Annotated in this window: 27 protein-coding genes and 1 pseudogene; 14 read left to right on the top strand and 14 right to left on the bottom strand. The window is 37.0% G+C overall.

The features are described from left to right. Nucleotides 1-31: 31 nt before the first annotated feature. Complete coding sequence (locus C502_RS0112950) at nt 32-625, bottom strand: hypothetical protein (RefSeq protein WP_018679248.1); 594 nt, start codon at nt 623-625, stop codon at nt 32-34. Between the two features lie 292 nt (nt 626-917). On the opposite strand from C502_RS0112950, the pseudogene C502_RS19765 reads away from it, so the two are divergent. Then, nucleotides 918-1,004: pseudogene (locus C502_RS19765) on the top strand (hypothetical protein); the annotation flags it as partial. A gap of 172 nt (nt 1,005-1,176) precedes the next feature. On the opposite strand, the gene C502_RS0112945 reads toward C502_RS19765, so the two are convergent. After that, a complete protein-coding gene (locus C502_RS0112945) occupies nt 1,177-1,503 on the bottom strand; it encodes a hypothetical protein (RefSeq protein WP_018679247.1) in 327 nt (108 codons plus the stop codon). A 441-nt stretch (nt 1,504-1,944) separates the two neighbouring features. Between C502_RS0112945 and C502_RS0112940 the strand changes: the two genes are divergently transcribed. Continuing rightward, the gene (locus C502_RS0112940; RefSeq protein WP_018679246.1) at nt 1,945-2,595 is read left to right on the top strand and encodes a potassium channel family protein; all 651 of its coding nucleotides are present in this window, start codon (nt 1,945-1,947) and stop codon (nt 2,593-2,595) included. 1 nt (nt 2,596) lies between these two features. Next, complete coding sequence (locus C502_RS0112935) at nt 2,597-3,934, top strand: TrkH family potassium uptake protein (RefSeq protein WP_023274616.1); 1,338 nt, start codon at nt 2,597-2,599, stop codon at nt 3,932-3,934. Here the strand turns inward: C502_RS0112935 and C502_RS0112930 are convergent. The 4 genes from C502_RS0112930 to C502_RS18915 form a co-directional block, all read right to left on the bottom strand. Further along, entirely contained in the window at nt 3,922-4,449 is a 528-nt protein-coding gene (locus tag C502_RS0112930) for a cysteine peptidase family C39 domain-containing protein (RefSeq protein ID WP_018679244.1), read from the bottom strand. The two genes, C502_RS0112935 and C502_RS0112930, sit on opposite strands and share 13 nt — an antisense overlap. Further along, on the bottom strand, nt 4,450-5,613 hold the full coding sequence (locus tag C502_RS0112925; protein WP_018679243.1) for a phospholipase A: 1,164 nt from the start codon (nt 5,611-5,613) through the stop codon (nt 4,450-4,452). A 23-nt stretch (nt 5,614-5,636) separates the two neighbouring features. Next, nucleotides 5,637-8,576 carry an insulinase family protein gene (locus C502_RS0112920; RefSeq protein ID WP_018679242.1) on the bottom strand — a complete coding sequence of 980 codons (2,940 nt, stop codon included), beginning with the start codon at nt 8,574-8,576 and terminating at the stop codon, nt 5,637-5,639. Nucleotides 8,577-8,830: 254 nt separating this feature from the next. Beyond that, a complete protein-coding gene (locus tag C502_RS18915) occupies nt 8,831-9,076 on the bottom strand; it encodes a GNAT family N-acetyltransferase (RefSeq protein ID WP_228129341.1) in 246 nt (81 codons plus the stop codon). Between the two features lie 191 nt (nt 9,077-9,267). On the opposite strand from C502_RS18915, the gene C502_RS0112910 reads away from it, so the two are divergent. The 8 genes from C502_RS0112910 to C502_RS0112875 all read left to right on the top strand — a co-directional run bounded on the left by C502_RS0112910 (nt 9,268) and on the right by C502_RS0112875 (nt 15,134). After that, nucleotides 9,268-10,281, top strand: a complete 1,014-nt coding sequence (locus C502_RS0112910; RefSeq protein ID WP_018679240.1) for an adenosine kinase — start codon at nt 9,268-9,270, stop codon at nt 10,279-10,281. Nucleotides 10,282-10,297: 16 nt separating this feature from the next. Further along, complete coding sequence (locus tag C502_RS0112905; RefSeq protein WP_018679239.1) at nt 10,298-10,603, top strand: Rieske (2Fe-2S) protein; 306 nt, start codon at nt 10,298-10,300, stop codon at nt 10,601-10,603. Between the two features lie 22 nt (nt 10,604-10,625). Then, nucleotides 10,626-11,237 carry an OB-fold-containig protein gene (locus C502_RS0112900; RefSeq protein ID WP_162147121.1) on the top strand — a complete coding sequence of 204 codons (612 nt, stop codon included), beginning with the start codon at nt 10,626-10,628 and terminating at the stop codon, nt 11,235-11,237. A 569-nt stretch (nt 11,238-11,806) separates the two neighbouring features. Next, nucleotides 11,807-11,998: a cytochrome oxidase putative small subunit CydP gene (cydP, locus tag C502_RS0112895; RefSeq protein WP_018679237.1), complete on the top strand. Its 192-nt coding sequence runs from the start codon at nt 11,807-11,809 to the stop codon at nt 11,996-11,998. Continuing rightward, nucleotides 11,998-13,575, top strand: coding sequence for a cytochrome ubiquinol oxidase subunit I (locus C502_RS0112890; RefSeq protein WP_018679236.1), 1,578 nt, complete (start codon nt 11,998-12,000; stop codon nt 13,573-13,575). The genes cydP and C502_RS0112890 overlap by 1 nt, the downstream gene beginning before the upstream one ends. Continuing rightward, nucleotides 13,572-14,717 (top strand): cytochrome d ubiquinol oxidase subunit II, encoded by a 1,146-nt coding sequence (gene cydB, locus C502_RS0112885; RefSeq protein WP_018679235.1) that lies wholly within the window; start codon nt 13,572-13,574, stop codon nt 14,715-14,717. Before C502_RS0112890 ends, cydB begins: the two co-directional genes overlap by 4 nt. A gap of 14 nt (nt 14,718-14,731) precedes the next feature. Continuing rightward, nucleotides 14,732-14,833: a cytochrome bd-I oxidase subunit CydX gene (gene cydX, locus C502_RS18910; RefSeq protein ID WP_002120988.1), complete on the top strand. Its 102-nt coding sequence runs from the start codon at nt 14,732-14,734 to the stop codon at nt 14,831-14,833. A 4-nt stretch (nt 14,834-14,837) separates the two neighbouring features. Beyond that, complete coding sequence (locus C502_RS0112875) at nt 14,838-15,134, top strand: cyd operon YbgE family protein (protein WP_018679234.1); 297 nt, start codon at nt 14,838-14,840, stop codon at nt 15,132-15,134. A gap of 126 nt (nt 15,135-15,260) precedes the next feature. On the opposite strand, the gene C502_RS0112870 is transcribed toward C502_RS0112875, so the two are convergent. The 7 genes from C502_RS0112870 to C502_RS0112840 all read right to left on the bottom strand — a co-directional run bounded on the left by C502_RS0112870 (nt 15,261) and on the right by C502_RS0112840 (nt 20,118). Beyond that, on the bottom strand, nt 15,261-15,677 hold the full coding sequence (locus C502_RS0112870; RefSeq protein WP_018679233.1) for a hypothetical protein: 417 nt from the start codon (nt 15,675-15,677) through the stop codon (nt 15,261-15,263). A 145-nt stretch (nt 15,678-15,822) separates the two neighbouring features. Next, on the bottom strand, nt 15,823-16,344 hold the full coding sequence (locus tag C502_RS0112865; RefSeq protein ID WP_018679232.1) for a GNAT family N-acetyltransferase: 522 nt from the start codon (nt 16,342-16,344) through the stop codon (nt 15,823-15,825). Nucleotides 16,345-16,408: 64 nt separating this feature from the next. After that, entirely contained in the window at nt 16,409-17,083 is a 675-nt protein-coding gene (locus C502_RS0112860; RefSeq protein WP_018679231.1) for a YccT family protein, read from the bottom strand. Nucleotides 17,084-17,306: 223 nt separating this feature from the next. Beyond that, nucleotides 17,307-17,903, bottom strand: a complete 597-nt coding sequence (locus C502_RS0112855; RefSeq protein WP_018679230.1) for a nitroreductase family protein — start codon at nt 17,901-17,903, stop codon at nt 17,307-17,309. Nucleotides 17,904-18,078: 175 nt separating this feature from the next. Further along, nucleotides 18,079-19,200, bottom strand: a complete 1,122-nt coding sequence (gene ftsY, locus C502_RS0112850; protein ID WP_018679229.1) for a signal recognition particle-docking protein FtsY — start codon at nt 19,198-19,200, stop codon at nt 18,079-18,081. Nucleotides 19,201-19,319: 119 nt separating this feature from the next. Continuing rightward, the gene (locus C502_RS0112845) at nt 19,320-19,649 is read right to left on the bottom strand and encodes a hypothetical protein (RefSeq protein ID WP_018679228.1); all 330 of its coding nucleotides are present in this window, start codon (nt 19,647-19,649) and stop codon (nt 19,320-19,322) included. Nucleotides 19,650-19,758: 109 nt separating this feature from the next. Next, complete coding sequence (locus C502_RS0112840) at nt 19,759-20,118, bottom strand: hypothetical protein (protein ID WP_018679227.1); 360 nt, start codon at nt 20,116-20,118, stop codon at nt 19,759-19,761. Between the two features lie 233 nt (nt 20,119-20,351). On the opposite strand from C502_RS0112840, the gene C502_RS0112835 reads away from it, so the two are divergent. The 3 genes from C502_RS0112835 (at nt 20,352) to C502_RS0112825 (ending at nt 21,871) form a co-directional block, all read left to right on the top strand. Beyond that, nucleotides 20,352-20,585, top strand: coding sequence for an SEL1-like repeat protein (locus C502_RS0112835; protein WP_018679226.1), 234 nt, complete (start codon nt 20,352-20,354; stop codon nt 20,583-20,585). A gap of 337 nt (nt 20,586-20,922) precedes the next feature. Continuing rightward, nucleotides 20,923-21,300, top strand: a complete 378-nt coding sequence (locus C502_RS0112830; protein WP_018679225.1) for a DUF2750 domain-containing protein — start codon at nt 20,923-20,925, stop codon at nt 21,298-21,300. Nucleotides 21,301-21,439: 139 nt separating this feature from the next. Further along, complete coding sequence (locus C502_RS0112825) at nt 21,440-21,871, top strand: CBS domain-containing protein (RefSeq protein ID WP_018679224.1); 432 nt, start codon at nt 21,440-21,442, stop codon at nt 21,869-21,871. Nucleotides 21,872-21,934: 63 nt separating this feature from the next. Here the strand turns inward: C502_RS0112825 and C502_RS0112820 are convergent, their stop codons facing one another. Next, nucleotides 21,935-23,149, bottom strand: a complete 1,215-nt coding sequence (locus tag C502_RS0112820; protein WP_018679223.1) for an aspartate aminotransferase family protein — start codon at nt 23,147-23,149, stop codon at nt 21,935-21,937. Nucleotides 23,150-23,245: the final 96 nt, after the last annotated feature.

Here is a 23,245-nt window from a genome sequence, read left to right as displayed (position 1 = left end):
TGGCATTTGACTGAACAATGGAATGAGGCAATCAATCTACTATTAAAATATTTGGAATCTTTAATAAGAGTTCTCTTAATTCTAATAATGTAATTCTATTCTTCTTAGCTATTCTCGATGCATCGCCCGTTACTGCAACACACTCTGGGTCTGTATCAGTATAAATACTAAGAATTACACCTATTTTTTCAGGCCAATTTCGTGATAACACATATTGACGTGCCTCACATGGTGAAATAATTGTAAAACAGGGCCACTTCGGAAATTGAATATAATTCGGATCACAGCGTAAGAACCTACAACCATCAAGTAAAGCAAGTGAAAAATCACAATTGCTAATTGATGACCTTTCTTCCAGATCCCAATCACCAAAATCACAGCCTATATAATTACCCTTAAATAAAACATTATTAAAATGAGCTTTTTCAAAATTAAAATTTACAAGACTGCGATTTTGCTCAAAAACCCCACCATTCATTTTAATACCAGCAATAGCGATTGCCTCTGTTTCACAGTTAGAAATAATTTCACATTCGTTCAGCTCTAAGTTTGGTCCTAAAATATTGACCACATCATTTCTTAGGTCAATCCTATATTTTGTCAAAGACTTTTCTTTTATATTCATAGATAAACTCAAAATTCAATCATCCTAAAAGCTCATTAGGCATTCATTTTGCATTGATTATACTATCCTCCCCTAATCATATTTCAACCCAGTGCTAATATTTTCACGCTCCACCCTACGCTATGAAATGCTGAAAAAATTGATGGTTACAACCAAGCAATATTTGCTCAATACAATTAAATTCCCAACAAAACTCCTTGTAAATTTTGTTTTGTCATAACGATAACAAATCTGACTTTTTCAACTCAAACAAAATCATTACAATCAGATCGACTGATCCATCTTAAAATGAAATGGTTTAGTCGAAACCTTAGAGAAAATTACTTACCCATATGCTGAAATCAGCAACAATATTGGATATAAGCGTTTCCATAAATAATCCACCTAACAAAATAAAGCCGAAATGATGTTGGCTTTATTTTTATATTTTCTCGTTCACTACACTGTGTAGTGAAATCTTGCAGAACAATGTTCTTTGGTTTATTAAGTAGTCGAAAAATCAGTTAAAATTATATTTTAAGCCCTAAAACTAGGGAGAATTCAACTTAAAACTACTTATCTTTGAATTTCCTATGCCACCTTAGAACTATTAAAATACTTGCAATTAAATATATAAAGGCAAAAATTGTTTTGAATATAAATAAAAAAAATAAAGCTCCAAGTGATAACATTATAATCACAGGTTTTAATTTATTTTTATTAGGGTTATTCTCATAGGTTACTGTTGCAATTATGAAAGCAACACCGATATACATAATTATTAGTACAACCACCCTCTGATCTGTTTCATTAAATATCTTTGATAACTCCAACAAAAATCCATATAAAAAACCAGGACCAATAAAAGGAACAATTAAAAATACAAGCCATTTCAACATTTAAGAGACCTACAAAATATTTAATAATTTATCTAAGATTTTGATAAAATCAGTATTATTGAAGCGTTAACAAATATTACAGGAAAAAATTAAAAATACAATTATTTCAAAAATTTATAAAAATATTTTTCAATAAGGAAAATTCTTTATTTTTCTAGCTTTCTATAAAATAACTATTGCTACCCCATGACAACATGAATTAAATAGACTAAAAATTATCTTTCACTTCTTTAGCAACATCTATAATGGCTGCACCTTCTCAATCATTCGCATAATTCAATTTCCAATAGATAATTGCTCAATACAAAGCACTTATTTCTGTTTTGGTAGAACAATAACAAATCTAGCTTTTCTAACTCAAACAAAATCATTACAAACAGATCAATTGATCCACCTTAGAATGAATAAAAAGACATTTTTATCATTTAGTTAAGGATTGTTATGGCACAGTTTGCAGTCATTGGTTTAGGGAGTTTTGGAGCAACTGTTGCATTAGAACTCACCAAACTCAATCATGATGTGATTGGGATTGATACCATCAAACGTAACGTAGAAAGTTTGGCTGATCGCATTACCCATGCTGTGATTGCAGATGCAACCGATGAACATGTATTAGAAGAACTCAACATCCAGAATTGTGATGCGGTTGTAGTCGCGATTGGTGAAGATATTGAAGCCAGTATTCTCTGCGTCTTAAACCTAAAAAATTTAGGCTTAGATAAAATTCTGGTTAAAGCCAAAACTAAAGCCCACCACACCATCCTCTCTCATTTAAATGTCAGCAAGATTATTCATCCTGAAGAAGATATGGGCGTGCGTGTCGCTCAAGCACTCAATTACCCAATGGTCAGCCGTTATATGGCTTTGGATGATGATCATTATATTGTCAAAGTTCCAGTACAAGAAAAACTGAATCATGTGAATTTATCAGGCATCTTAAAACAAGAACCCAATATCAAACTATTATTACTTAAACGTGATCAACAAATTCTATATGAAACCGATGTGAATTTTACTCTACAGGCTGGCGATGTGCTTATTTTAGAAGGCTCGCTCAGCCATCTCCGAAAGCTCTCAGGATGTTTTGTATAAAATGACTATAAAAATAAATACACAAAAGATCTTTAACTTAAGTCCACCGTCCTTATTAGCGATTGGGTTTCTGAGTTTCATTATCATCGGAACACTATTACTCAAACTCCCCATCGCCAATAAAGGCAATTTGAGCTGGATGGATGCCTTATTTACAGCAACATCGGCTGTAACCATTACAGGTTTATCTGTAGTGAACTTAAATGAGTCTTTTAATCATCTTGGACAGGTTATTATTCTGTTATTAATCCAAACAGGTGGTTTGGGTTTTATGACTTTTGCTATTTTGGCAGCCTTAAGTCTAGCGCCTAAACTTGGACTCAAACAACAAATGATGGCGCAAGATAGCTTAGGTCAAACGAGCTTGTCCAAAGTAACGTTTGTGGCAAAAGGTGTTGTGGTCTATACGCTTTTCTTTGAGCTGATTGGCATCATTATATTAAGTACATCCTTTATCCCGATCTATGGCTTTGACCGTGGGCTGTATTATTCGATTTTTTATAGTATCTCTGCATTCAATAATGCAGGTTTTTCGCTATTCAATAACAGCTTGATGAATTTTCAAGGTCATTATTTAATCTGTCTAACCATTAGCACGCTCTACACCTTAGGTGGGATCGGCTTTCTTGTTTTAATTGATATCAAACAAAATAAACGATGGAGCAAACTAACACCGAATAGCAAACTCATTCTCAGTGCCATTGCAATTTTAAATGTCGTTGCTTTTATTCTCATTTGGCTATTAGAAGCCAATAATCCACTTACGCTAGGTACAATGAGTACTGGTGAACAGGCTATGAATGCGTGGTTTCAAGCCACTGTACCTCGTTCATCTGGGTTTAACACCATTGATACAGGCGCAATGGAACACAGTACAACACTGCTCACGATGCTATTGATGTTTATTGGTGGCGGTTCACTGAGTACCGCAGGCGGTATTAAAGTCGGTACATTTGTCATCTTACTGCTCTGCGTCATTTCCTTTTTACGGCGCAATGAGGAAATCCGTATCTTTAATCACTCTATTTCCCAAGAAACCACCTATAAAGCACTTGCCGTCGCAGCAATTACAGGCATGCTGATTTTTGTCGGCTGCTTTACCCTTTTTCTTTTGGAGCCTAAACTGGATGTCTTAGATCTGATGTTTGAAGTGGTTTCTGCGGCATGTACGGTTGGTTTATCTCGAGGTGTAACAGGCGAACTACATGATGGTAGTTTATTTGTTCTAAGCTTACTGATGTATACAGGTCGACTTGGGCCGTTAACACTCGCCTATCTGATTGCTACGCCAAAGAAGAGCCGTTTAAAACATGCCAATGCCAATATTCAAATTGGATAATCACCTAACGGCTGCTCAACCACAATCACCTGCCGACAAATTCCATCGGCTTGGCGTTGTTGCTCAAATACGGTTTTAGCCATCTCTTCAAAGTGATCACAGAAACTAATCTCTTGTTCATCAATTGAATAAATTAAAGATTGGTTTCCCACACCGTGTAAGGTGTCATAAAACACGATAACAAAGTGACCATTTTCAAATGCCTGCTGAATCTCGGAATAAGTCAAAGCAGCCTGAATTGGAATCTGAAGACCTTGGGCATCCAAATAACTTTGCTTTTCTTTCTCATCAATATTCGGATCAGGGTCAGTATACAATGATACTTCAAAGCCTAATTTTTTCAGTGCCACAGCCAACGCAATCGTAAAAGTTCCCTCTTGTTGATCATGGCGACATAACTGAATCAGGTCAGCAATATCAATATGGGGCTGATATTGCTTTAAGATCAACCAGATTGCGAATACGCCACAATTTGCTTCAAGCTGCAACAATGGCTCTGGAATATTTAAACTCATTTAATACCAATTCATCAAAGACACGCCTAAACCAGCGTAAGTTGCGCGATGGTTATAATCAATCAGGCTCTCACCATAACCATCAAAGAGTTGTAGATGTCCACGTAACTTACCTTTGATTGGGAATGCCCAGTCAAATTGCACAGCACCATGCGAGCGATCGCCACCTTTTAATGAATGACGTAACATTAGAGAGAAATCATTATCATCGTGGCGGTAAAATGCGGTGAGGTCTCCACGTCCCATATAATCCTTAATATCAGGATTATTATCATTTTTCACACTTTCTTCGACACGATACCAAGGGCGTAACATCAACGCAAAATTATCTTTTTCAAACCCTAGATTAAAAATCACACGGTTCCAACTACGTGATAACGGATCAGAACGACCATTAGATTGATGATTTAAAGTCACACCTAACAGACGCGCATTTAAACCTAAAATTTCATAGTTGGTTCTGAACATCAAACTTGCTTCAGGCTCGTAGTTGGTCTCACGGAATGGTCGAGACTCTTCAGCATTATAAACCTGCCAATGAGAAGACTGCGTATACCCCAACCACACATCACCATTATTGCCTAAAATATTCTCTAAAGCCTTTGTTTTCAAAGAAATCTGAAACTTGGCTTCTGTAGAACTTAGGTTTTGCTTATCAGTAACAGTGTTATTCGGGTTTGGACTACTTGGAAACTCATTCTTATTGCTCGTCCAAAAAGCAGGTAGCAAATAAACAGGTTGATAGGCACGAATATTCCATAAACCAAGCTTACTTTCTTCAGAAAGCTCCCAACGGCGATCAAGTAATGAAACATTCGGATCAAATTTAGGTGCAGCACCTAAAATATGTAAATCACTAACCTTCTGAACCACTTTCTCGCGTAGTGTTTCAGGCGGTGCTGTTTCGTTCTTAATTTCTATCGGTGCAGCCAAAGGAAGAGCTTCAGCAGCTTGAACTTGTGGTGGGATGACTGTTGGTGCTTTAAAAAGGCTGTCATAACAAGCCAAACGATCCGCATTTGAAGCCAATGCAACACAAGCATCTACTGTTGCAGGGTTCGCTGGTGCAATCGTTTGAGCATGTGCAAATGACATACCTAAAGAACTGAGTAGGCTAAACACACCAAGTTCTAAATAAGTATACTCCAAAGATTTAAACATCATATATAGTCTCCCACCGCTCTATTTTAGTTGGCTTGTTGAATACTAAATCCGAGAGCCTGCAATTCTTCGCGTTTTGCAAATGGTGCAACCACTGCTTTCACAGGTTTTTGCTCCAGTAGATACTGTTTTGCAACACGTTTTAAATCATCCAAACTCACATTCAATAAACGTTCACGTAAAACTCTACGGAATTTAGGTGTACGTGCATGCAATAAAGCATAACAAGCGGTAATCGCTTCTCCAGCAGGTGAACCAGGTTTATCCATACCGGCAACCAAGCCTAAAATCGCCTCTTCAAGCTGGTAGGCTTGCTGTTCTACATTAAATAACCATTGCACACTTGCTTCAAAATCATTAAATGTTTCAAGCAAACGCGGGTCACGATAGCTATAAAAACGGAATGAACAGGCATTACCATCGTAGCTTGCCCCACCACCATAAGCACCGCCCTTTTCACGGATCGCGCTATGTAAGAAACCATTACGCAGATACGCAGCCAATACCATCAATGGTGCTGCATCTGCATGTGCAACATCGACGGCTTGATAAGCAGAGCAGCAGAATTGAACATTCGTCTGAATGAGCCAAGCTTCATCATTTTCTGTATTGATTTGCTCAACTTGGGTTAAGCTTACAGGTGATTTATCGACAGCCAATTTATCCCAAACGTTTTGAATCTCTTCAACTAAACGATCCGATTGATGCTCTTCACAGACCAACAAGAATTGTTTAGGTGCTTGTAATAACTTGCGATGAATCGCCTGTAATTCCGTAATCAAGGCTTGATAAGCCTCATCATCTTGGTCAATCTTATTGACAAGATCACTCAACCAGTTCAATGCACCTAAACCTGTGTTGTGATAATCACGGCGAGCTAAAGCACTCATCTGACGTGATGCAGCCTGCATCGCATAGCTATGCCCAGAACCAGACAAACGTGACTGCCAACGGGTTTTACGTTGCTGCAATAATTCGATGATACGGTCTTTTTCATCAAAACGGAGCTGTTCAAATGCAAGTTTCAATAATTGGATTGAATCTAACTTTTGAGTCAATGATTTAGTCGTCAACGTCAACCAAGCACTGATACGATCTTTATTATCTACTTTGCTGCGTAAAGATGCCCCCATGCCTAGACCACCACTCACCGCAGTTTGGATCTGCTGTAGTTCAAGGTAACCATATTCACCTGCACCAACTTCTCCCATCAAAATAGAAAGTAAATTGAAGTAAGGTGATTGTACGATTTCATCAGGAATTTGAATCAATACTTGTTGATAATAAATACCGTTTGTACCTGCATGGTAAAGGTTTAAAGGCGTGTCTAAACCATTACTAATAATTTCACGAAGTTGCCCTTGCACAATTTGTAAATCTGCAGGTACATCCTCCAAACCAACTTTCGGCAATAACTCAAGATCATCAGGTGTATCTTGACGTTGTTTCAGCGCTTCCGTTTTTTCCTGAATTTCGACTTTCTGCGCATCGGTTAAATTCGCCGTAATTTCAGCCAATCGTGCTTGCTCAGCTTGCTGCTCTTTGACCGATTTAGTTGCATCAGGCACTAAAGTCATTTGCACACGATGTGGATTATCTAACAAATGAATTTGAATCAAGTTAGACAACCACATTGGGTCTTTCAGTTCTTCTTTGACTTGCTCAATCGCAGCATCCACATCCCAGACATGGATTGGATCATTATGATGAATTGCACTGCCTAAACCATTTAAAATGAGGCTTAAACCATATGGCGTACCATCACCATTGATTTCACGTTGATGCAGTTCAATTTGATGCAAAATCGCATCGACCAAATCAGTATCAATCGGTTTTGATGCTGCTTCTTTCAGAATATCTAAAACACCGTTTTTAAATGTTTCAGCATGTTCTTCATTCGAACCTTGTACACCACAATAGAATGTCATTTCAAAGTTACTATCATCAACGCCCATCAATGGGCCAGTTGATTGTGCATAACCACACGTTTCCAAATAATGACGCAATGGTGAAGCCGAATTTTCTAATAGAATTCCTTCAACCAAACGCATTCCTAAACGTAATTTAATATCGCTTGTTTCAGGCAATAACCATGACATTACATGATAGGTTTTATCTTTAAGCTCTTCACTATCTACGGCATAGCTTTCAGTAACTTCAATCGCTGCTGCTAGACGTTTTTCAGGTTTTGAATACAGTGTTGTACCCTGAGAAAACTTATGCAAAGCGAGCTTTTCAAACTGCTCTTGTAAGTCATAGGCAGTTTGATTACCAAAGGTCATAAAAACTGCATTACTTGGGTGATAATGGACTTTATAGAAATCGACCAGTTGTTCATACGTTAAATCAGGAATATCTTTTGGATCACCACCCGAATTATAATGATAAGTCGTTTCAGGAAATAAATGATGCGCCAACTGATGATAAAGTTGATCTGTTGGTGAACTCATAGCCCCTTTCATTTCATTGAAAACGACACCTTTATAAACCGCTTGATCATTTTCCAACTCAATGCGGATGCCTTCTTGAGCAAAATCTAAAGGATTCAAATTTGCAGCAAACGCAGCATCCAAATATACAGATAATAAATTTTGAAAATCTTTTTTATTTTGAGTCGCGAAAGGATATGCCGTCCAATCTGCTGCAGTGAACGCATTCATAAAGGTATTTAGTGAACGACGAATCATTAAAAAGAATGGATCACGTACAGGAAACTTTTCTGAACCACATAAAGCGGTATGCTCTAAAATATGCGCAGCGCCTTTTGAGTCCATTGGTTGCGTTCTAAAAGCCACTAAAAACACATTTTCATCATGGTTCGTAGCTAAATGATAGTGAACTGCACCAGTAATTTTGTGCTTATATTCTGAAACTTGAATATCGAGTGCTTCTACATGGTGTTGACGTAATAGCTGAAACGCAGGGTGAATCGGTTGAGTAATGCTTTCAGAAACATCGACCGTCATGTGATCTCCAATTTATCTATTTAAATAATTACAATTGATGGTAGAGAGTCTACCGAAGAATACGTGAGGATATCCATGTAAATTACTATGTTTTTGTAGGAAAATGCAGCGAGCAATCAAAGATGATTTCTTAAAATCTTTCAGAAATTAGTCTTTAGCAATGCTATGGACTAACAATCATTGCTTTGAGAAAAACAAGCAGCATGGCATGTATCGCTAAACAAATGCAGCTCACAAAAATAGAATTTTGCATATTATTCAATATATTCAAGCAAATAAGCTCCAATTCCTTTTCTACGATATTGAGGATGAATATAGAAACGGCATAAACGACCAATTTTTTCTTGTGCCTCATGATATGGATCATGATTCAATCCACCAATTGCAATCAAATGCTTTTGTTCATAGACAACAAATAGAGCCTCACCGAACTGATTAAAACAATTTTCACCTTTTTTTAAATCTTGTTCTAAGCGATGTAGAAAATGAAAGCCTTTAATCTGTGAAAACGCTATTCGTCAATCTAATTTCTAAGATAAACCTACGACTTTTTCTATTCTAAAATGATTCAATGACAAGATATTCCTCAAAAATATTACCCTATACCGCACCTGAATTCTTTTCAACAAACTACTGTAATCCTGAGCATTAGTGTAAACTTTGCTTTTTGATTTTTAATGTGATGACAAACATGGCAACTGTTGATCTTTTTGCAATTGGTAATGCGCTGATTGACCAAGAATTTAAAGTCTCAAATGAGTTTTTAACACAACAAGCGTTGCAAAAAGGCACAATGCAGTTGACTGATGGCGACACTCAAGCGGCTTTATATCAACAATTACAAGATACGCAAAGCTATAAAGGTCAAGCAAGTGGCGGTTCTGCTGCAAATACAACGGTTGCCTTTGGTGCTTTAGGCGGTACAGCTTTTTATGGATGCCGTGTAGGTAATGATGACCTCGGTGCAATCTATTTAAATGGCTTAAATGCGGCAGGCATTCAAACAACAACGCAATCTATCAGTGAAGGCGTAACAGGTACATGTATGGTTCTGATCAGTCCTGATTCAGAACGTACCATGCACACATATCTTGGTATCACGGCGGAACTCACAGCAGAACAAATCGACTTTGAACCATTAAAAACCGCAAAATGGCTCTACATCGAAGGTTATTTATCAACGAGTGATACTGCACGTGTCGCAGTTAAACAAGCTCGTGAACTTGCCAAAGCACATGGCGTTAAAATTGCCCTCTCACTGTCTGATCCTGCAATGGTGCAATATGCGCGTCAAGGTCTAGAAGAACTCTTAGATGATGGCGTTGACTTATTGTTCTGTAATGAACAAGAAGCGTTGATGTTTACCAACACAGAAAATCTTGATGCTGCAATTGAAATCTTAAAATTAAAAAATCAACATATTGTCATCACCCAAGGCGCAAATGGTGCAGTCATCATTGATCCAGCTCAGCAATTTAATGTTGCTGGTCGTCATGTCGATGCCGTAGATACCAATGGTGCTGGTGATGCCTTTGCTGGTGCATTCTTATATGCAGTCAATGCAGGTCTCAATTTAGAAACTGCTGCTCAACTTGCAATTTTGATCTCAAGTGAGGTTGTAGCACAGTTCGGTCCACGCTTAGCGATCGAAAGCTACACTGAACTATTTGAACAATTTAAAAATGCTCAACAGGAATGTGCTTAAAATGGAAAAAATTTGCATGACAGAGGAAGTTCCTGATCGCGAGTCTCGTGCATACGACACCATGAAAGGAACAACAATTTTCGTTACTCAAAAAGATGGCAGCTTTTATGCTTATCAAAATGTTTGCCCACATTTGCAAACAGAACTTGAGTATTTAGAAAATCAATTTTTAGATCAGGATCGCGAATATATCCAATGCTCTACTCATGGCGCATTGTTCTCTGTGGAAACAGGTGAATGTGTTTCAGGGCCTTGCTTAGGTGAATTCCTCGAAAAAGTAAATTTGGAAGTCCACTCCGATGGTGGTATTTATATTGATTAGTGCCTAAACCATGAATTCTGCAATGACTGAGTTTTTCTTAAATTATTACCTAATGCCATTTCACATGAGTGTAGTTGCATTGATTTTGCTCAGCATTGCAGAAACGATCGGTATTTTTATCGGCTTACGCCCCAGTCACCTTGTGAAAAGAATGACACCTGAATGGTTATTAAACTCGCCACTCTTGGACGTAAAATTTTCTAAATACCTCATTTTTGTATTTTTACTCATCAATTTTAGTTTTGCAGGTTATTTCTTAGAGCTTTCTTTTTTTGCCTTACAGCATTATTTCATCTCACCTTACTACTTATTTGTTCCAGCCCTAATCATCGACATCTTTTTTACCGTGTTTATGATCCATTGCTTAGACCAAGTGATTAGACCCAAAGTCACGCACACTCACATTAACTTAGTGGGTCGTTTAGCAACAATCTCAACAGGAAATGCACGTCCAGGCTTCTCTGCACAAGCACGTGTTCGTAATGAATTTGGTCAACTGTATTATGTACAAGTAGAGCCAGAATATGGTGAACTAGAGTTACAATCCCAAGTGTTGTTAATCAGTCAGAAATCCAATTCATACTATATTGCTAAAAAAATCTCTATTTCAAATAAACTATTTACCGCAGACTGAACGCAAAATCTGTTGAAATCTAATTGAAGCGATTAGGATTTTTTTCATTCATCATTAAAATTACAATTTGTTACATAAAAAAAAAGTAAAAAACGTGTAATCACCTCTTCCATTTCTATCAACTTATTGATCTAACGATCTATCAAAAATGAATTGTGATATTTCACATATTTTTCACACGAAACTCTACTAATACACTAGGTTTTACCCAAAATTCATTATAAAAATTACTTAATTATGTAATCAGTTCTTTAAATGATTGTAAATATTATGTTTTTTATATTCATACCATTTTGGTTGGTTTAATATTTTTTTAATTAATTATAAACCAAACCTTTTTAATCAGGTTTTAAAATATAAATACAACTGTTTTAATCAGCTTTTTAAGTTAATTCATATTATTTTAGTTGGATAACCACAATATTTTAATTATTTTCAATAAAAACATATAAGATATTGATATTAATCACTTATTTTACATAAAATATTTTAAAACTCTTAAAGGTTTATTTTTAATGAATTTTATTTAATAATGTTTTACATCTTTTTAAAATATGAGGCGAAGTTCTATGAACATGAGTTCTCAAGATTCAAATCGGAGATTAATCAGAGAAATTACGATTATTCTTATTATTAAAGTTGCCCTTCTCATGGTGATTAAACATATCTGGTTTGATGCCCCAACGATTCCAAAAGATTTTAACAATGAAGTTGCCGAGCGTATTGCTGGTGACATGTCCAAAACTCAGGAGACACGTTGATGATTTCTGAAAGCGTGGTCGATCTTTCGCGGTTCCAATTTGCAATGACCGCAATGTATCACTTTCTTTTCGTCCCTCTAACTTTAGGCCTCGCTTTTATTCTTGCCATTATGGAAACCACTTACGTGATTTCTGGCAAAGAAATTTATAAAGACATGACTAAATTTTGGGGGAAACTCTTCGGGATTAACTTTGCCTTAGGTGTAACCACTGGTTTAACCATGGAATTCCAGTTCGGTACAAACTGGGCATATTATTCTCACTATGTAGGCGACATCTTTGGTGCCCCGCTTGCAATTGAAGGCTTAATGGCTTTCTTCCTAGAATCGACTTTTATCGGTCTATTCTTCTTTGGCTGGGATCGCCTTTCTAAAGTTCAGCACTTAGGTGTAACTTGGTTAGTCGCGATTGGCTCAAATATGTCGGCATTATGGATTTTGATCGCCAATGGTTGGATGCAAAACCCAGTTGGTGCTGCGTTTAACTACGAAACCATGCGTATGGAGCTTGTGGACTTCGGTGCATTGATTTTTAACCCAGTCGCTCAAGTAAAATTTGTACATACCGTTTCTGCTGGTTATGTCACAGGTGCAGTTTTTGTACTCGCTATCTCAAGCTATTATATGCTAAAGAAACGTGATATGCCCTTTGCTCGTCGCTCTTTCGCGATTGCTGCAATTTTTGGTTTAGCTTCAACTTTCTGCGTCATTTTACTTGGTGATGAATCAGGTTATGAATTGGGTGATGTGCAAAGAACTAAACTCGCTGCAATTGAAGCTGAATGGCACACTGAACCCGCACCTGCCGCATTTACTTTATTTGGTATTCCTAACCAAAAAGAAATGCGTACCGATTATGCAATTAAAATTCCATATGTTATGGGAATCATTGCAACTCGCTCGACAGACAAAGAAGTTACTGGCTTACATGACTTGATGAAAGAGCATGAAATCCGTATTCGTAATGGTATGGTGGCGTATAGCGAATTAATAAAACTCCGTGCAGGCGATCAGTCCCCAGAGTTACTTGCATCATTTGAAAAAAATCAAAAAGACTTAGGCTATGGTCTGCTATTAAAGAAATATACACCGAATGTTGTTGACGCAACTGAAGAACATATCAAAGCAGCAACTAAAGATACCATTCCAAATGTCGCTGCATTGTTCTTCTCGTTCCGTGCGATGGTGGCTTCTGGTGCATTAATGTTATTACTTTTCCTACTGGCTGCGTGGTCAGTCGCTAAACGTAATGCCGAAACAAAACCGTGGTTACTTAAATTTGCTCTATTTGCTCTTCCACTACCATGGATTGCAATTCAAACAGGTTGGTATGTAGCTGAAGGTGGTCGTCAACCATGGTCTATTGGTGAAGTTTTACCAACACATCTATCTGCATCTTCTTTAAGCACAGGTGATGTATGGGGATCAATTATTGCACTTGCTGCGTTCTATACGGTACTGCTCATTATTGAAATGTACTTAATGATCAAATTTGCTCGTTTAGGTCCAAGTTCCTTGCATACTGGTAAATATCATTTTGAGAAACTAGCAGCAAAAACTGGGGAGGCTCAATCATGATCGAATATGAACTCCTAAAAATTATTTGGTGGGTATTGGTGGGTGTTTTACTCATTGGCTTTGCACTCACCGATGGTTTTGATATGGGCTCAATGGCACTGATGCCATTTGTAGGTAAAACTGACTCTGAACGCCGTGCTGCAATCAATACGATTGCACCCCACTGGGATGGCAACCAAGTTTGGTTCATTACAGCGGGTGGTGCATTATTTGCTGCATGGCCAATGGTCTATGCCGTCGCTTTCTCTGGTATGTATTGGGCATTATTACTCGTCCTCTTTGCCTTGTTCCTAAGACCTGTTGGATTTGACTATCGTTCCAAGTTAGAAAATACCCAATGGCGTACTTCTTGGGATTGGGGTCTCTGTATTGGTGGTGCTGTACCTGCACTGGTGTTTGGTGTTGCATTTGGTAACTTATTCTTGGGCGTACCATTTAGCTTAGATGACACTTTGCGTTCACAATACACAGGTAGCTTCTTTGCTTTATTGAATCCTTTTGCACTAATTTGCGGTATCGTCAGCTTATCGATGTTATCTGCTCACGGCGGTGCATGGTTAATGCTTCGTACTGATGGTAATTTACACAACCGCTCTGCAAAAGCAACGCAAATTATGGCAATAGTATTCCTTGTATGCTTCTTAGCTGCTGGTGCTTGGTTATTCTTTGGAAATATCTCAGGCTATAGCTATGCAACTGCGGTGAATACCAATGCTGCACTTAACCCACTCGCAAAAGAAGTTGTCACGAATGCTAACCATGGTTGGATGAATAATTACTCAACTTATCCAATTACTATAGCTGCACCAATTGTTGCAATCTTAGGTGCATTATTGGTGATCATTAGTGCAGGCAAACGCAAAGCTGCTGCAAGTTTTACTGGTACAAGCATGATGATTGTGGGTGCAATCTTAACCGCTGGTTTTGCATTATTCCCATTTTTATTACCATCAAGTATAGATCCAACGTCAAGCTTAACAATGTGGGATGCTGTTTCTAGTCGTAAAACCCTTGGTGTAATGACGGTTGCTGCATGTATTTTTGTTCCTCTCATTTTGATCTATACCTCTTGGTCTTATTACAAAATGTGGGGTGTCATCACTAACAAACACATTGAAGAAAATTCACATAGTTTGTACTAATGAGGAGATGTGAAATGTGGTATTTTGCATGGATTCTAGGCATTTTGATGGCATGCTTCGCAGGTGTACTCAGTGCGCTGTATATCGAACACCATCAAGATTTAGATGAGGAATAATAAAATGGCTGAAGCAATGACAACACCGAAGAATAGTAAAGCGCAAGTGCTTGCAATGACCGTTTCGTTTTTGTTGGCATTGCCGCTTGCTGCTATTTTATTGGTACACCCATCACTGATGTTAGATGCCAATGGTCACTATAACCACAGCATACTTATGCTTGTCATGATAGGTATTTCTGGCGGTTTTATTCATGGTGTTGGGTTTATACCAAGATTCTGGTTATGGAAATGGTTATTTAGTCCTTATATTGCATGGCCTCTGATGATCTTAGGTTATTACATTTGGATTGGTAATTAATCCTTAATAAATCAAATAGAAAGAGGAAGCTATGCTTCCTCTTTTTTACTTCATAAGCACATTGTCATTACAAAGTAATGATAAATTATGAATAAAATTTCTATGATTCTGGTTATTGAACATCTTTTAGTTTTTTTGGTACAAAGCTGATTGTATGGATATACACATACTCTCTGGGTTATTTACTAGAATAACTGTCAGTGGCGTAAGATAATTATTAGCAAAGAAATAAAGATAAAAAGCTTTTAAAAACCCATATGGTCTACCGCCTACCCCAATTTCATTTGCGTACGGGATATGATAAGTATAAAGTTTTCTTTGTTCATTTAAAGCATCCTTTCCGTACAAACGAATAATCTCGTGACGTGCTATATTTTTCAATCCTTCATCAGATTGATATCGATAGCAACCCTTTTCCACTTCATCCATATCAGTCAATTGATAAAAGTCTCTTTGACCCAACCATAAAAAATAATAAGCGATGAATAAAATACCAAGAGTGAAAATGACGATATATTTTCTTCTATTTTTCAAATTCCCCATGTTTGAACTCTCTATTTTTTATTTAACATTCCTAACTAGCCTAATCAGAAAATGATAAAAAATCCTAGACTATTGTGAAGTTATCTAAAAACTTGTTGAATTCCATCAAAGCCCTAGAAACAAAACACTATTGAAGACAAATTTCTTATACAATCACTTTTTCCATTTCAATCAGCTGAATTGGTACTAATGGTTGACCAACATCAGCATCTATAGGATAAGACTCTGTAAGACCTGTGATCTGATAACCACGACGTTGATAATATGCCATCAACTCAGTACGAACATCTAGAACATACATAATTAAGCGTCGAACACTCGAATAGTTCTGAGTAATATAAGTTTCAACATAATTAAGCATTTCTCTGCCATAACCTAAATTTTGAATTGTTGGATCAATCGCAAAAGTTCCAATTTCAACAGAGCTATTATCAAAAGTTAATCCAATGCAACCAACCAAAGAACCTTGTTCATTTTCACCAACAAGTAATTCAAAATTTGATTGATTTAGGTCTCTACTTAGTTGCTCTTTGGTAATACGTGTTCCATCTACAAATGCTTTTTCTGTCGTCCAACTTCGATCAGCCTGAGCCCGATAAGCCAAATTAACTAATTTAACCAATTGCTCTACATCATCAGTCTTTGCTGTTCTAATATTTAAAGACATTTCTATTTTATACATTTAATAAAAAACCGATGATAACATCGGTTTTTTAAAATGGGTGAGTTAATTAGTTGGTTTGACCAGCTAACCACGCCATAAATTTTTGACGCTCAGCTTTCGATGCTTTTTGCCACAATTCTGCTAATTGTTGATCCGTTGTTTTTACAGCACCTGATACAGTTGTTGTCGTTACTGCAACAGAAGCGGCATTTGCTGTCCCTGCTGCATAAACAGGTGCAGGTTGATTCACGGTATTGTTCTTATTTTTTTGCGTTAGATCTAGCGTACGCCCAAGTAAACTACTACCTGTAAACCAAGGCTGTACTTCATTGTTAGCACCTGTTTGCTGCACAACAAGCTGCTTGCTTTGATCATATAAAGCAACAGTTGGTTGTTCAGCATATTTTTTTGCTTCACTAAAGCTCTTTGGAGCATTTATCAATGCTAAATTATACGCTTGATTGTCTTTTAGATCTGTTGCTTGAATTGTTACAACACCTGATTTAACAATATCATGCTCACCATTTAAATGATCAAAATATTCACGATAACGCACATTGACTGTTAGATTTCCAGCATCAACCTGATAGTTATTTTTCTTAGAAGGAATTAACCCACTATTTACTTCTTGACCATTTACCGCAAGAATCACGATTTCTTCAGGTGCAGTGATTGTGACTGCTGAAAAAACTGAACTACTTAATAATAACCCTAAAGCAGCAACACCAACTCTTAAAGACATTCGACTCTTCTCGATATAAATAACGTATGAAACCGTATGCACTATGCAACGCGATTATGACTATTTTATGACAATAAGCCAAACTGTCTATTCTAACAATTTAGCTTTTTTCAGATATATACATCATTTTTAAAGATATCGTCTATAGTTCTTTAGCCAACAATCCTACTTACCAAATAAAAAAAGCACGTTAACGTGCTTTTCTACTGATACTTGTCACAACTTAGTTAAAAGTTTTAAAACGAGCCGCATCATCCATATAAGTTTTTTCGCCAGCCGCTGCTTCAATAGAACCGAATACTAACTGCGCACGTAGTTTCCAATTTGATGGAATATCAAAAGTTTCAGCCACTTCTGCATCCACGATTGGATTATAGTGCTGTAAAGATGCACCCACGCCAATTTCAGATAATGCAGTCCATGTTGCGAACTGTGCAATCGCACTTGAATGTTCAGACCAAACTGGGAAGTTATCCGCATACAGTGCGAATTGCTCTTGTAAACCTTTTACAACATCTTGATCTTCATAAAATAACGCTGTACCAAAACCTGCTGAGAAACTATCAATTTTCGCGCTAGTATTTGCAAATGCTTCTGCTGGAACCATTTTACGTAAAGTTTCGCGAACAATTTCCCAAAATTTATGGTGTGATTCACCATATAAAGTTACAACACGTGAAGTTTGTGAGTTGAATGATGATGGGCTTTGTTTTACTGCTTCGCGAATTGTTTCTTCAATCGTTGCTTGGTCAACTGAAAGGTTTTTACCAATTGCATAAATAGTACGACGTGATTTAATGCTATTTAGAAAGTTACTCATGTTGTTATTCCTACTCTACCTTTTAAGGCGTTATCTTGGATTGAATGTAGTGTATAACGATACATTTTTTAGGAATAGTCTAAAAAATATGACAGATCGTTTTATTTTTGCAACAATATTATTTTCATAGCAATAAAAAACTCCACAGAGCGTGGAGTTTTTTAACATATATTAATTACTTATCTGTTTCAAATAATGCTGCAACGAATGATTTTGCTGAGAACGGACGTAAATCATCAATTTTCTCACCGACACCAATATAACGAATTGGTACATGCGTACGACTTGCGATATTGAAGAGTACACCGCCCTTGGCAGTACCATCTAATTTCGTAATCGTAATACCTGTTAAGCCAACAGCTTCATCAAAGAGTTGCACTTGATTAATCGCATTTTGACCTGTGCCTGCATCTACAATCAACATGATTTCATGGGGTGCAGTTGCATCAATCTTCTGCATTACACGTTTAACTTTTTTAAGTTCTTCCATCAAGTTTGCTTTATTTTGCAAACGTCCTGCTGTATCAGCAATCAGGACATCAATACCCTTCGCACGCGCACTTTCAAAAGCATCAAAAATTACTGAAGCACTGTCTGCACCATGCCCCTGGGCAACCACAGGAATCCCATTACGGTCACCCCAAATTTGGAGTTGTTCAGTTGCGGCTGCACGGAAGGTATCACCAGCAGCAAGCATCACTTTCTTACCTTCGCCTTGTAAACGCTTGGCGAGTTTACCAATGGTTGTCGTTTTACCAACACCATTTACACCCACCATCAAAATGACATAAGGTGATTTATTTGGATCAATATGCAAAGGCTTGACACGTGGTGCAAGTAAAGCAACTAATTCTTCTTGTAACGCCTTATACAAAGCATGTGAATAGATTAAGTCACCACGCGCTGTTCTTTCGGTCAGATTTCCAATAATCGTCTTGGTTGCTTCAACACCAATATCAGCGACAAGTAGCTGTTCTTCAACTTCTTCTAATAACTCATCATCAATTTCTTTACCACCAATCAAGATATTGACCATACCATCAGTAAAGCTACGGCGCGTTTTGGTCAAACCATCTTTCATACGACCAAAGAAACCACCAGTCGATTTAGTTTCTTCCGTAACAACAGGGACAGATGACTCTTCTACAGACACAGGTGATGGTGTCTCAACTGTATTTTTTACGACTGGCTCAATAATGGGAATATCGACAGCAGGTAAACTTGGCAATGTGACATCATCATCGCCAATATCAGCATTTATCAAGAATTTATTTTGCATATTCGATTGCTGTTGCATGTCGATTCCTTGAGAAAAAAGCAGCTTTTTTAAAAGATCGCCAGTCTAGCATAAATTGGTTTCTTTTTCCTGACCAAGACAACGTGTTCATTTATAAATAAAAATGAGTCGCTTAAAACTTATTCATCTTCTTGTGCCATTGCTGGATATTCTTTAATACGACTAGATTCAAATTGATAGGCATTGAGAAGCTTTAGATAATCTACACGACGAATCTGGGTATGTTCTAATATACCTTCTGCCATCTGTTGTGTTTTAGGATGACTCGCTTGCTGTGAAAATTGAATCATTTGCTGATATTGCAATTCATTTACAGGACGTTGTAATGCTTTATGTGCAAGCAGAAAAATAGAAAAAATAATAATACCGACCAAAATATTATAAAACTGGTCTATCTTTAATCCTAATTTGGATTGCAGAGCTTTATGTTTAGAAATTATAGACAGCATAATCTACCTCGAATTAGATGTAGTGTATGTGTCTGACTCACCTAGAACAAGTATAACGTTCAATAAATCAAGATAACAAATTTACTGAACGCATCTTGTTAAGGTAAATCTAACTCATAAGTGTTCGTACAAAAGCAAAATATAAAATGCAGGCAATGATTACAAGTGTAATAAATACAGCAAACATCCCTACACCACTTTCAGCATCAGCAGGATGTAAATCATCATCATCTGCAATACGTTTTAACTCGCCATTATAAATGTCATAAAACCAATCTTTTTGTTCAGGAGTCAAATGACTTGCAAAGTCATACACTCGTTTACGTTGGGCTAGACAATAATCACCTAAATGAATTTCTTGATGAAAAATTGCTTCATCAAGCAATTTACGGTGATAATCTGCCAATGCAATAATTTGGCTCTCTGAAGGTGGAACATCAAAGCTTAATCCATCAATTAGATGTGACATGTTTATTCTCCTTTTCTATTTCTATTATTCTCACTTTGATTTTACTTAAAAATATTTGCCGTAAATGTTTAATCGTGTAAGCTTTTAATTACACAATGACACTCAATATATTTGACAATTCAAGCAATTTTGTCATAATAACTTCATAATTCGAAGTTAAAGTGGCTTAAATTCAAAGTAAAGTATCTTTGAATAGAATTTGCAGTAATCATAATTAAAATAAGGAGTTACATATGATTCAACAATTTACACAACATGAACTAGAACATGTATATGCAAATGCGGTAAATACAATCCAATCGCAAAAAAACTTTCTAGATGCAGTGAAAGAGCTTGAACAAGTTGCTCAAGCAGGTCATGGCAAAGCAGCGTTATTTTTAGCAGAATTGTATTATCAAGGTTTTCGAGTTGAACGTGATTCATTGAAAGCACAATATTGGCAAAAGATGGCAACATTACAAGCTTAACAAAACGTCACCTAGGTGGCGTTTTTTAATACCAGCATAAAACGAATCAACACTGTTCTTTCATATTCCTGACTTGCGCTGCACCAAAGCTTAGTCGCTTTGTCTTGCTCAGGTGGCGTTTTTTAATGCCTGTTCATCCATAAAAGCATATTCATATAGAACTACGCTCTTCGTTTATCTTCCGCTGCGTATCAAAGCCTTAGCTACCATCACGAGCTCAACTGACATTTTGAATGCCTTGAATATTTGCTTACGATTTAGATGAATTGTTTAAACATAATTGCCATATAGATTTCTTATAATAAAACATGAGTTTAAATCAAATTAGTTTACGAACATGTACCGTTTTAATCACTTCCAACCAGTCTCACGAGAATTGATGATCAAAATTTCAATTCTAAAAACAATGATGTATTGTGGCGTACTATGGGGTCTATACCATCAAGGTTGGGCGATTAAGTCTGATCATGATGGTCATGTTTTCCCATTTTGGTTAAATGGTGTACAAGCACACCGTTATGCAAAATCAAACTGGAAAAATTACAAACCACGTAAAATTACACCAAAAGATTTTCACGAATCGCTTTTACCAACTTTAACGCGTTTACAGGTAGAACCTGCTCTTTTTAATTCATCTCATCGCAAATTTAAGCTATCAACGCAGCAAATGCAGCATTTCTTCTTTATGCCGCAACAATCTACAAGGATCGCTTAATTTATTTGCCAAGCGATAATGATGACTTTTTAAACATTCATGAGAAAAAGTTATCATTGAAGCTTAATTAGGACTTTGCAATTAAAAAAAATACCGTTAAGTTAAATGAAAATGACAATACAACAGAGGTAGATAAACAATGACAATCGTTGCCCAAGTCATCAAAAATAAAACCGTACAATCAATTTTTACAATTTCACCGAATGCGACTGTACTTGAAGCAATTAAGATAATGGCAGATAAAGGCGTGGGAGCTTTGGTTGTTGCAGAAGATGAAAAACTGGTTGGTATTTTCTCTGAACGCGACTACACACGCAAAGTAACTTTGATGGAACGTTCATCAAATACAACACCAGTATCAGACATTATGACATCTAAGGTCATCACTGTTGGTTTAAATCATACGGTTGAGGAATGCTTACAATTAATGACAGATCGTCATTTACGTCATTTACCTGTTTTAGATAAAGAAAAATTAGTCGGTTTTATTTCGATTGGTGACTTGGTCAAAGCCGCAATGGAAGATCAACGCGTACTGATTGAACAACTTCAACAATATATTTCAGGCTAACTTTCTCGCTGAAATAAGAAAAGGGCAAATTAATTGCCCTTTTCTTATCGTGCGGAATAATGTTTATGCTGTTAAAAAGTTTTTAATCACAGGTACGAGACGCTGCAATAATTCATCCGCTTGAGTCTGTGTCATATTCAATGGTGGTAATAAACGCACGACTGACCCAGCTGTTACATTGATAATTAACTTATATTCATCACGTGCAATCGCAACAAGTTCAGCACAATCTTTTGGCAATTGAATACCAATCATCATACCAAAACCACGGACTTGCACATTCTGATCAATCAATTCAGCTCGTAGTTGATCAACAATATAAGCTCCAATTGTTGCTGCATTTTCAACAGCATTTTCTTTTTCCAATGTATCAAGTACTGTGTACACCACACGTGAACCAAGCACTGTGCCGCCATAAGTCGAACCGTGGCTGCCCGCACCAAGTAAGCCTACCGCTTTACCTTGAGTCATCACAGCACCAACAGGAAAACCATTCCCTAGACCTTTAGCTGTAGTCATTACATCAGGAATAATATTGGTATGTTGGTAAGCAAAGTATTTACCTGTACGCCCATTACCCGTTTGAATTTCATCAAGCATCATTAACCAATTGTGTTGGTTACATAAAGCACGTACTTCATCTAAATAACTAAAGCCTTGTGGTGCGGTATTCACTCCACCTTCGCCTTGAATCGGCTCAATCAGAATTGCAACGATGTCTGGATTGTTAATCGCTGCTTCTTGAATCGCTTCAACATCACCAAATGGGACACGAATAAAGCCTTCAACCAATGGTGCAAAACCTTCTTGAACTTTTTTATTTCCTGTCGCAGATAAAGTCGCCAAAGTACGACCGTGGAAAGATTGTTCAGCAACAATAATTTTAGGGTTACTGATGCCCTGTTGAAAGCCAAATTTACGTGCGATCTTGATCGCACCTTCATTTGATTCAGCACCACTGTTTGAGAAGAAAATTTCTTCCATTCCTGAAACTTGAGCAAGTTTCTGCGCAGCAGCCGTTTGCCAAGGAATTTCAAATAAATTACTGGTATGTACTAAAGTTGCAGCTTGCTCCGCAATCGCTTCTGCAACCACTGGATGTGCATGCCCTAAACCACAAACAGCAATCCCTGTTAAAGCATCTAAATATTCCGTACCATCTGCCGTATATAAATACGCCCCTCGTCCTCGTACAAAGCTGATCGCTTGGCGACCATAAGTTGCCATAAGATGTGATGGTTGATCAGGTTGCACAGGAGCAAGAGTGATATTAGTCATAACAAACTCAATCTATCATTAGTTGTGGTGAAAAAACTTATATAAGCAAAAACTTGCATAGATTGAAAGCTCAAACTCACATTTATATAAGAAAAA

Source organism: Acinetobacter tjernbergiae DSM 14971 = CIP 107465 (genome assembly GCF_000374425.1).
Lineage (GTDB): Bacteria > Pseudomonadota > Gammaproteobacteria > Pseudomonadales > Moraxellaceae > Acinetobacter > Acinetobacter tjernbergiae.
Note: the sequence above shows the minus strand (reverse complement) of the source record. Positions and strands in the feature narration are given on the sequence as shown.

What these genes read in the sequence shown, in the direction of transcription:
- C502_RS0112905 (WP_018679239.1), top strand. Translation starts at nt 10,298, where the DNA reads ATGACAGAGGAAGTTCCTGATCGCGAGTCTCGTGCATACGACACCATG.
- C502_RS0112925 (WP_018679243.1), bottom strand. Translation starts at nt 5,613, where the DNA reads ATGATGTTTAAATCTTTGGAGTATACTTATTTAGAACTTGGTGTGTTT.
- C502_RS0112855 (WP_018679230.1), bottom strand. Translation starts at nt 17,903, where the DNA reads ATGAGTAACTTTCTAAATAGCATTAAATCACGTCGTACTATTTATGCA.
- C502_RS0112900 (WP_162147121.1), top strand. Translation starts at nt 10,626, where the DNA reads ATGACTGAGTTTTTCTTAAATTATTACCTAATGCCATTTCACATGAGT.
- C502_RS0112845 (WP_018679228.1), bottom strand. Translation starts at nt 19,649, where the DNA reads ATGCTGTCTATAATTTCTAAACATAAAGCTCTGCAATCCAAATTAGGA.
- C502_RS0112940 (WP_018679246.1), top strand. Translation starts at nt 1,945, where the DNA reads ATGGCACAGTTTGCAGTCATTGGTTTAGGGAGTTTTGGAGCAACTGTT.
- C502_RS0112935 (WP_023274616.1), top strand. Translation starts at nt 2,597, where the DNA reads ATGACTATAAAAATAAATACACAAAAGATCTTTAACTTAAGTCCACCG.
- C502_RS0112875 (WP_018679234.1), top strand. Translation starts at nt 14,838, where the DNA reads ATGGCTGAAGCAATGACAACACCGAAGAATAGTAAAGCGCAAGTGCTT.
- C502_RS0112930 (WP_018679244.1), bottom strand. Translation starts at nt 4,449, where the DNA reads ATGAGTTTAAATATTCCAGAGCCATTGTTGCAGCTTGAAGCAAATTGT.
- C502_RS0112890 (WP_018679236.1), top strand. Translation starts at nt 11,998, where the DNA reads ATGATTTCTGAAAGCGTGGTCGATCTTTCGCGGTTCCAATTTGCAATG.
- C502_RS0112835 (WP_018679226.1), top strand. Translation starts at nt 20,352, where the DNA reads ATGATTCAACAATTTACACAACATGAACTAGAACATGTATATGCAAAT.
- cydB (WP_018679235.1), top strand. Translation starts at nt 13,572, where the DNA reads ATGATCGAATATGAACTCCTAAAAATTATTTGGTGGGTATTGGTGGGT.
- cydX (WP_002120988.1), top strand. Translation starts at nt 14,732, where the DNA reads ATGTGGTATTTTGCATGGATTCTAGGCATTTTGATGGCATGCTTCGCA.
- C502_RS0112945 (WP_018679247.1), bottom strand. Translation starts at nt 1,503, where the DNA reads ATGTTGAAATGGCTTGTATTTTTAATTGTTCCTTTTATTGGTCCTGGT.
- ftsY (WP_018679229.1), bottom strand. Translation starts at nt 19,200, where the DNA reads ATGCAACAGCAATCGAATATGCAAAATAAATTCTTGATAAATGCTGAT.
- C502_RS0112820 (WP_018679223.1), bottom strand. Translation starts at nt 23,149, where the DNA reads ATGACTAATATCACTCTTGCTCCTGTGCAACCTGATCAACCATCACAT.
- C502_RS0112910 (WP_018679240.1), top strand. Translation starts at nt 9,268, where the DNA reads ATGGCAACTGTTGATCTTTTTGCAATTGGTAATGCGCTGATTGACCAA.
- C502_RS0112870 (WP_018679233.1), bottom strand. Translation starts at nt 15,677, where the DNA reads ATGGGGAATTTGAAAAATAGAAGAAAATATATCGTCATTTTCACTCTT.
- C502_RS0112840 (WP_018679227.1), bottom strand. Translation starts at nt 20,118, where the DNA reads ATGTCACATCTAATTGATGGATTAAGCTTTGATGTTCCACCTTCAGAG.
- C502_RS0112950 (WP_018679248.1), bottom strand. Translation starts at nt 625, where the DNA reads ATGAATATAAAAGAAAAGTCTTTGACAAAATATAGGATTGACCTAAGA.
- C502_RS0112865 (WP_018679232.1), bottom strand. Translation starts at nt 16,344, where the DNA reads ATGTCTTTAAATATTAGAACAGCAAAGACTGATGATGTAGAGCAATTG.
- C502_RS0112830 (WP_018679225.1), top strand. Translation starts at nt 20,923, where the DNA reads ATGTACCGTTTTAATCACTTCCAACCAGTCTCACGAGAATTGATGATC.
- C502_RS0112860 (WP_018679231.1), bottom strand. Translation starts at nt 17,083, where the DNA reads ATGTCTTTAAGAGTTGGTGTTGCTGCTTTAGGGTTATTATTAAGTAGT.
- cydP (WP_018679237.1), top strand. Translation starts at nt 11,807, where the DNA reads ATGAACATGAGTTCTCAAGATTCAAATCGGAGATTAATCAGAGAAATT.
- C502_RS0112825 (WP_018679224.1), top strand. Translation starts at nt 21,440, where the DNA reads ATGACAATCGTTGCCCAAGTCATCAAAAATAAAACCGTACAATCAATT.
- C502_RS0112920 (WP_018679242.1), bottom strand. Translation starts at nt 8,576, where the DNA reads ATGACGGTCGATGTTTCTGAAAGCATTACTCAACCGATTCACCCTGCG.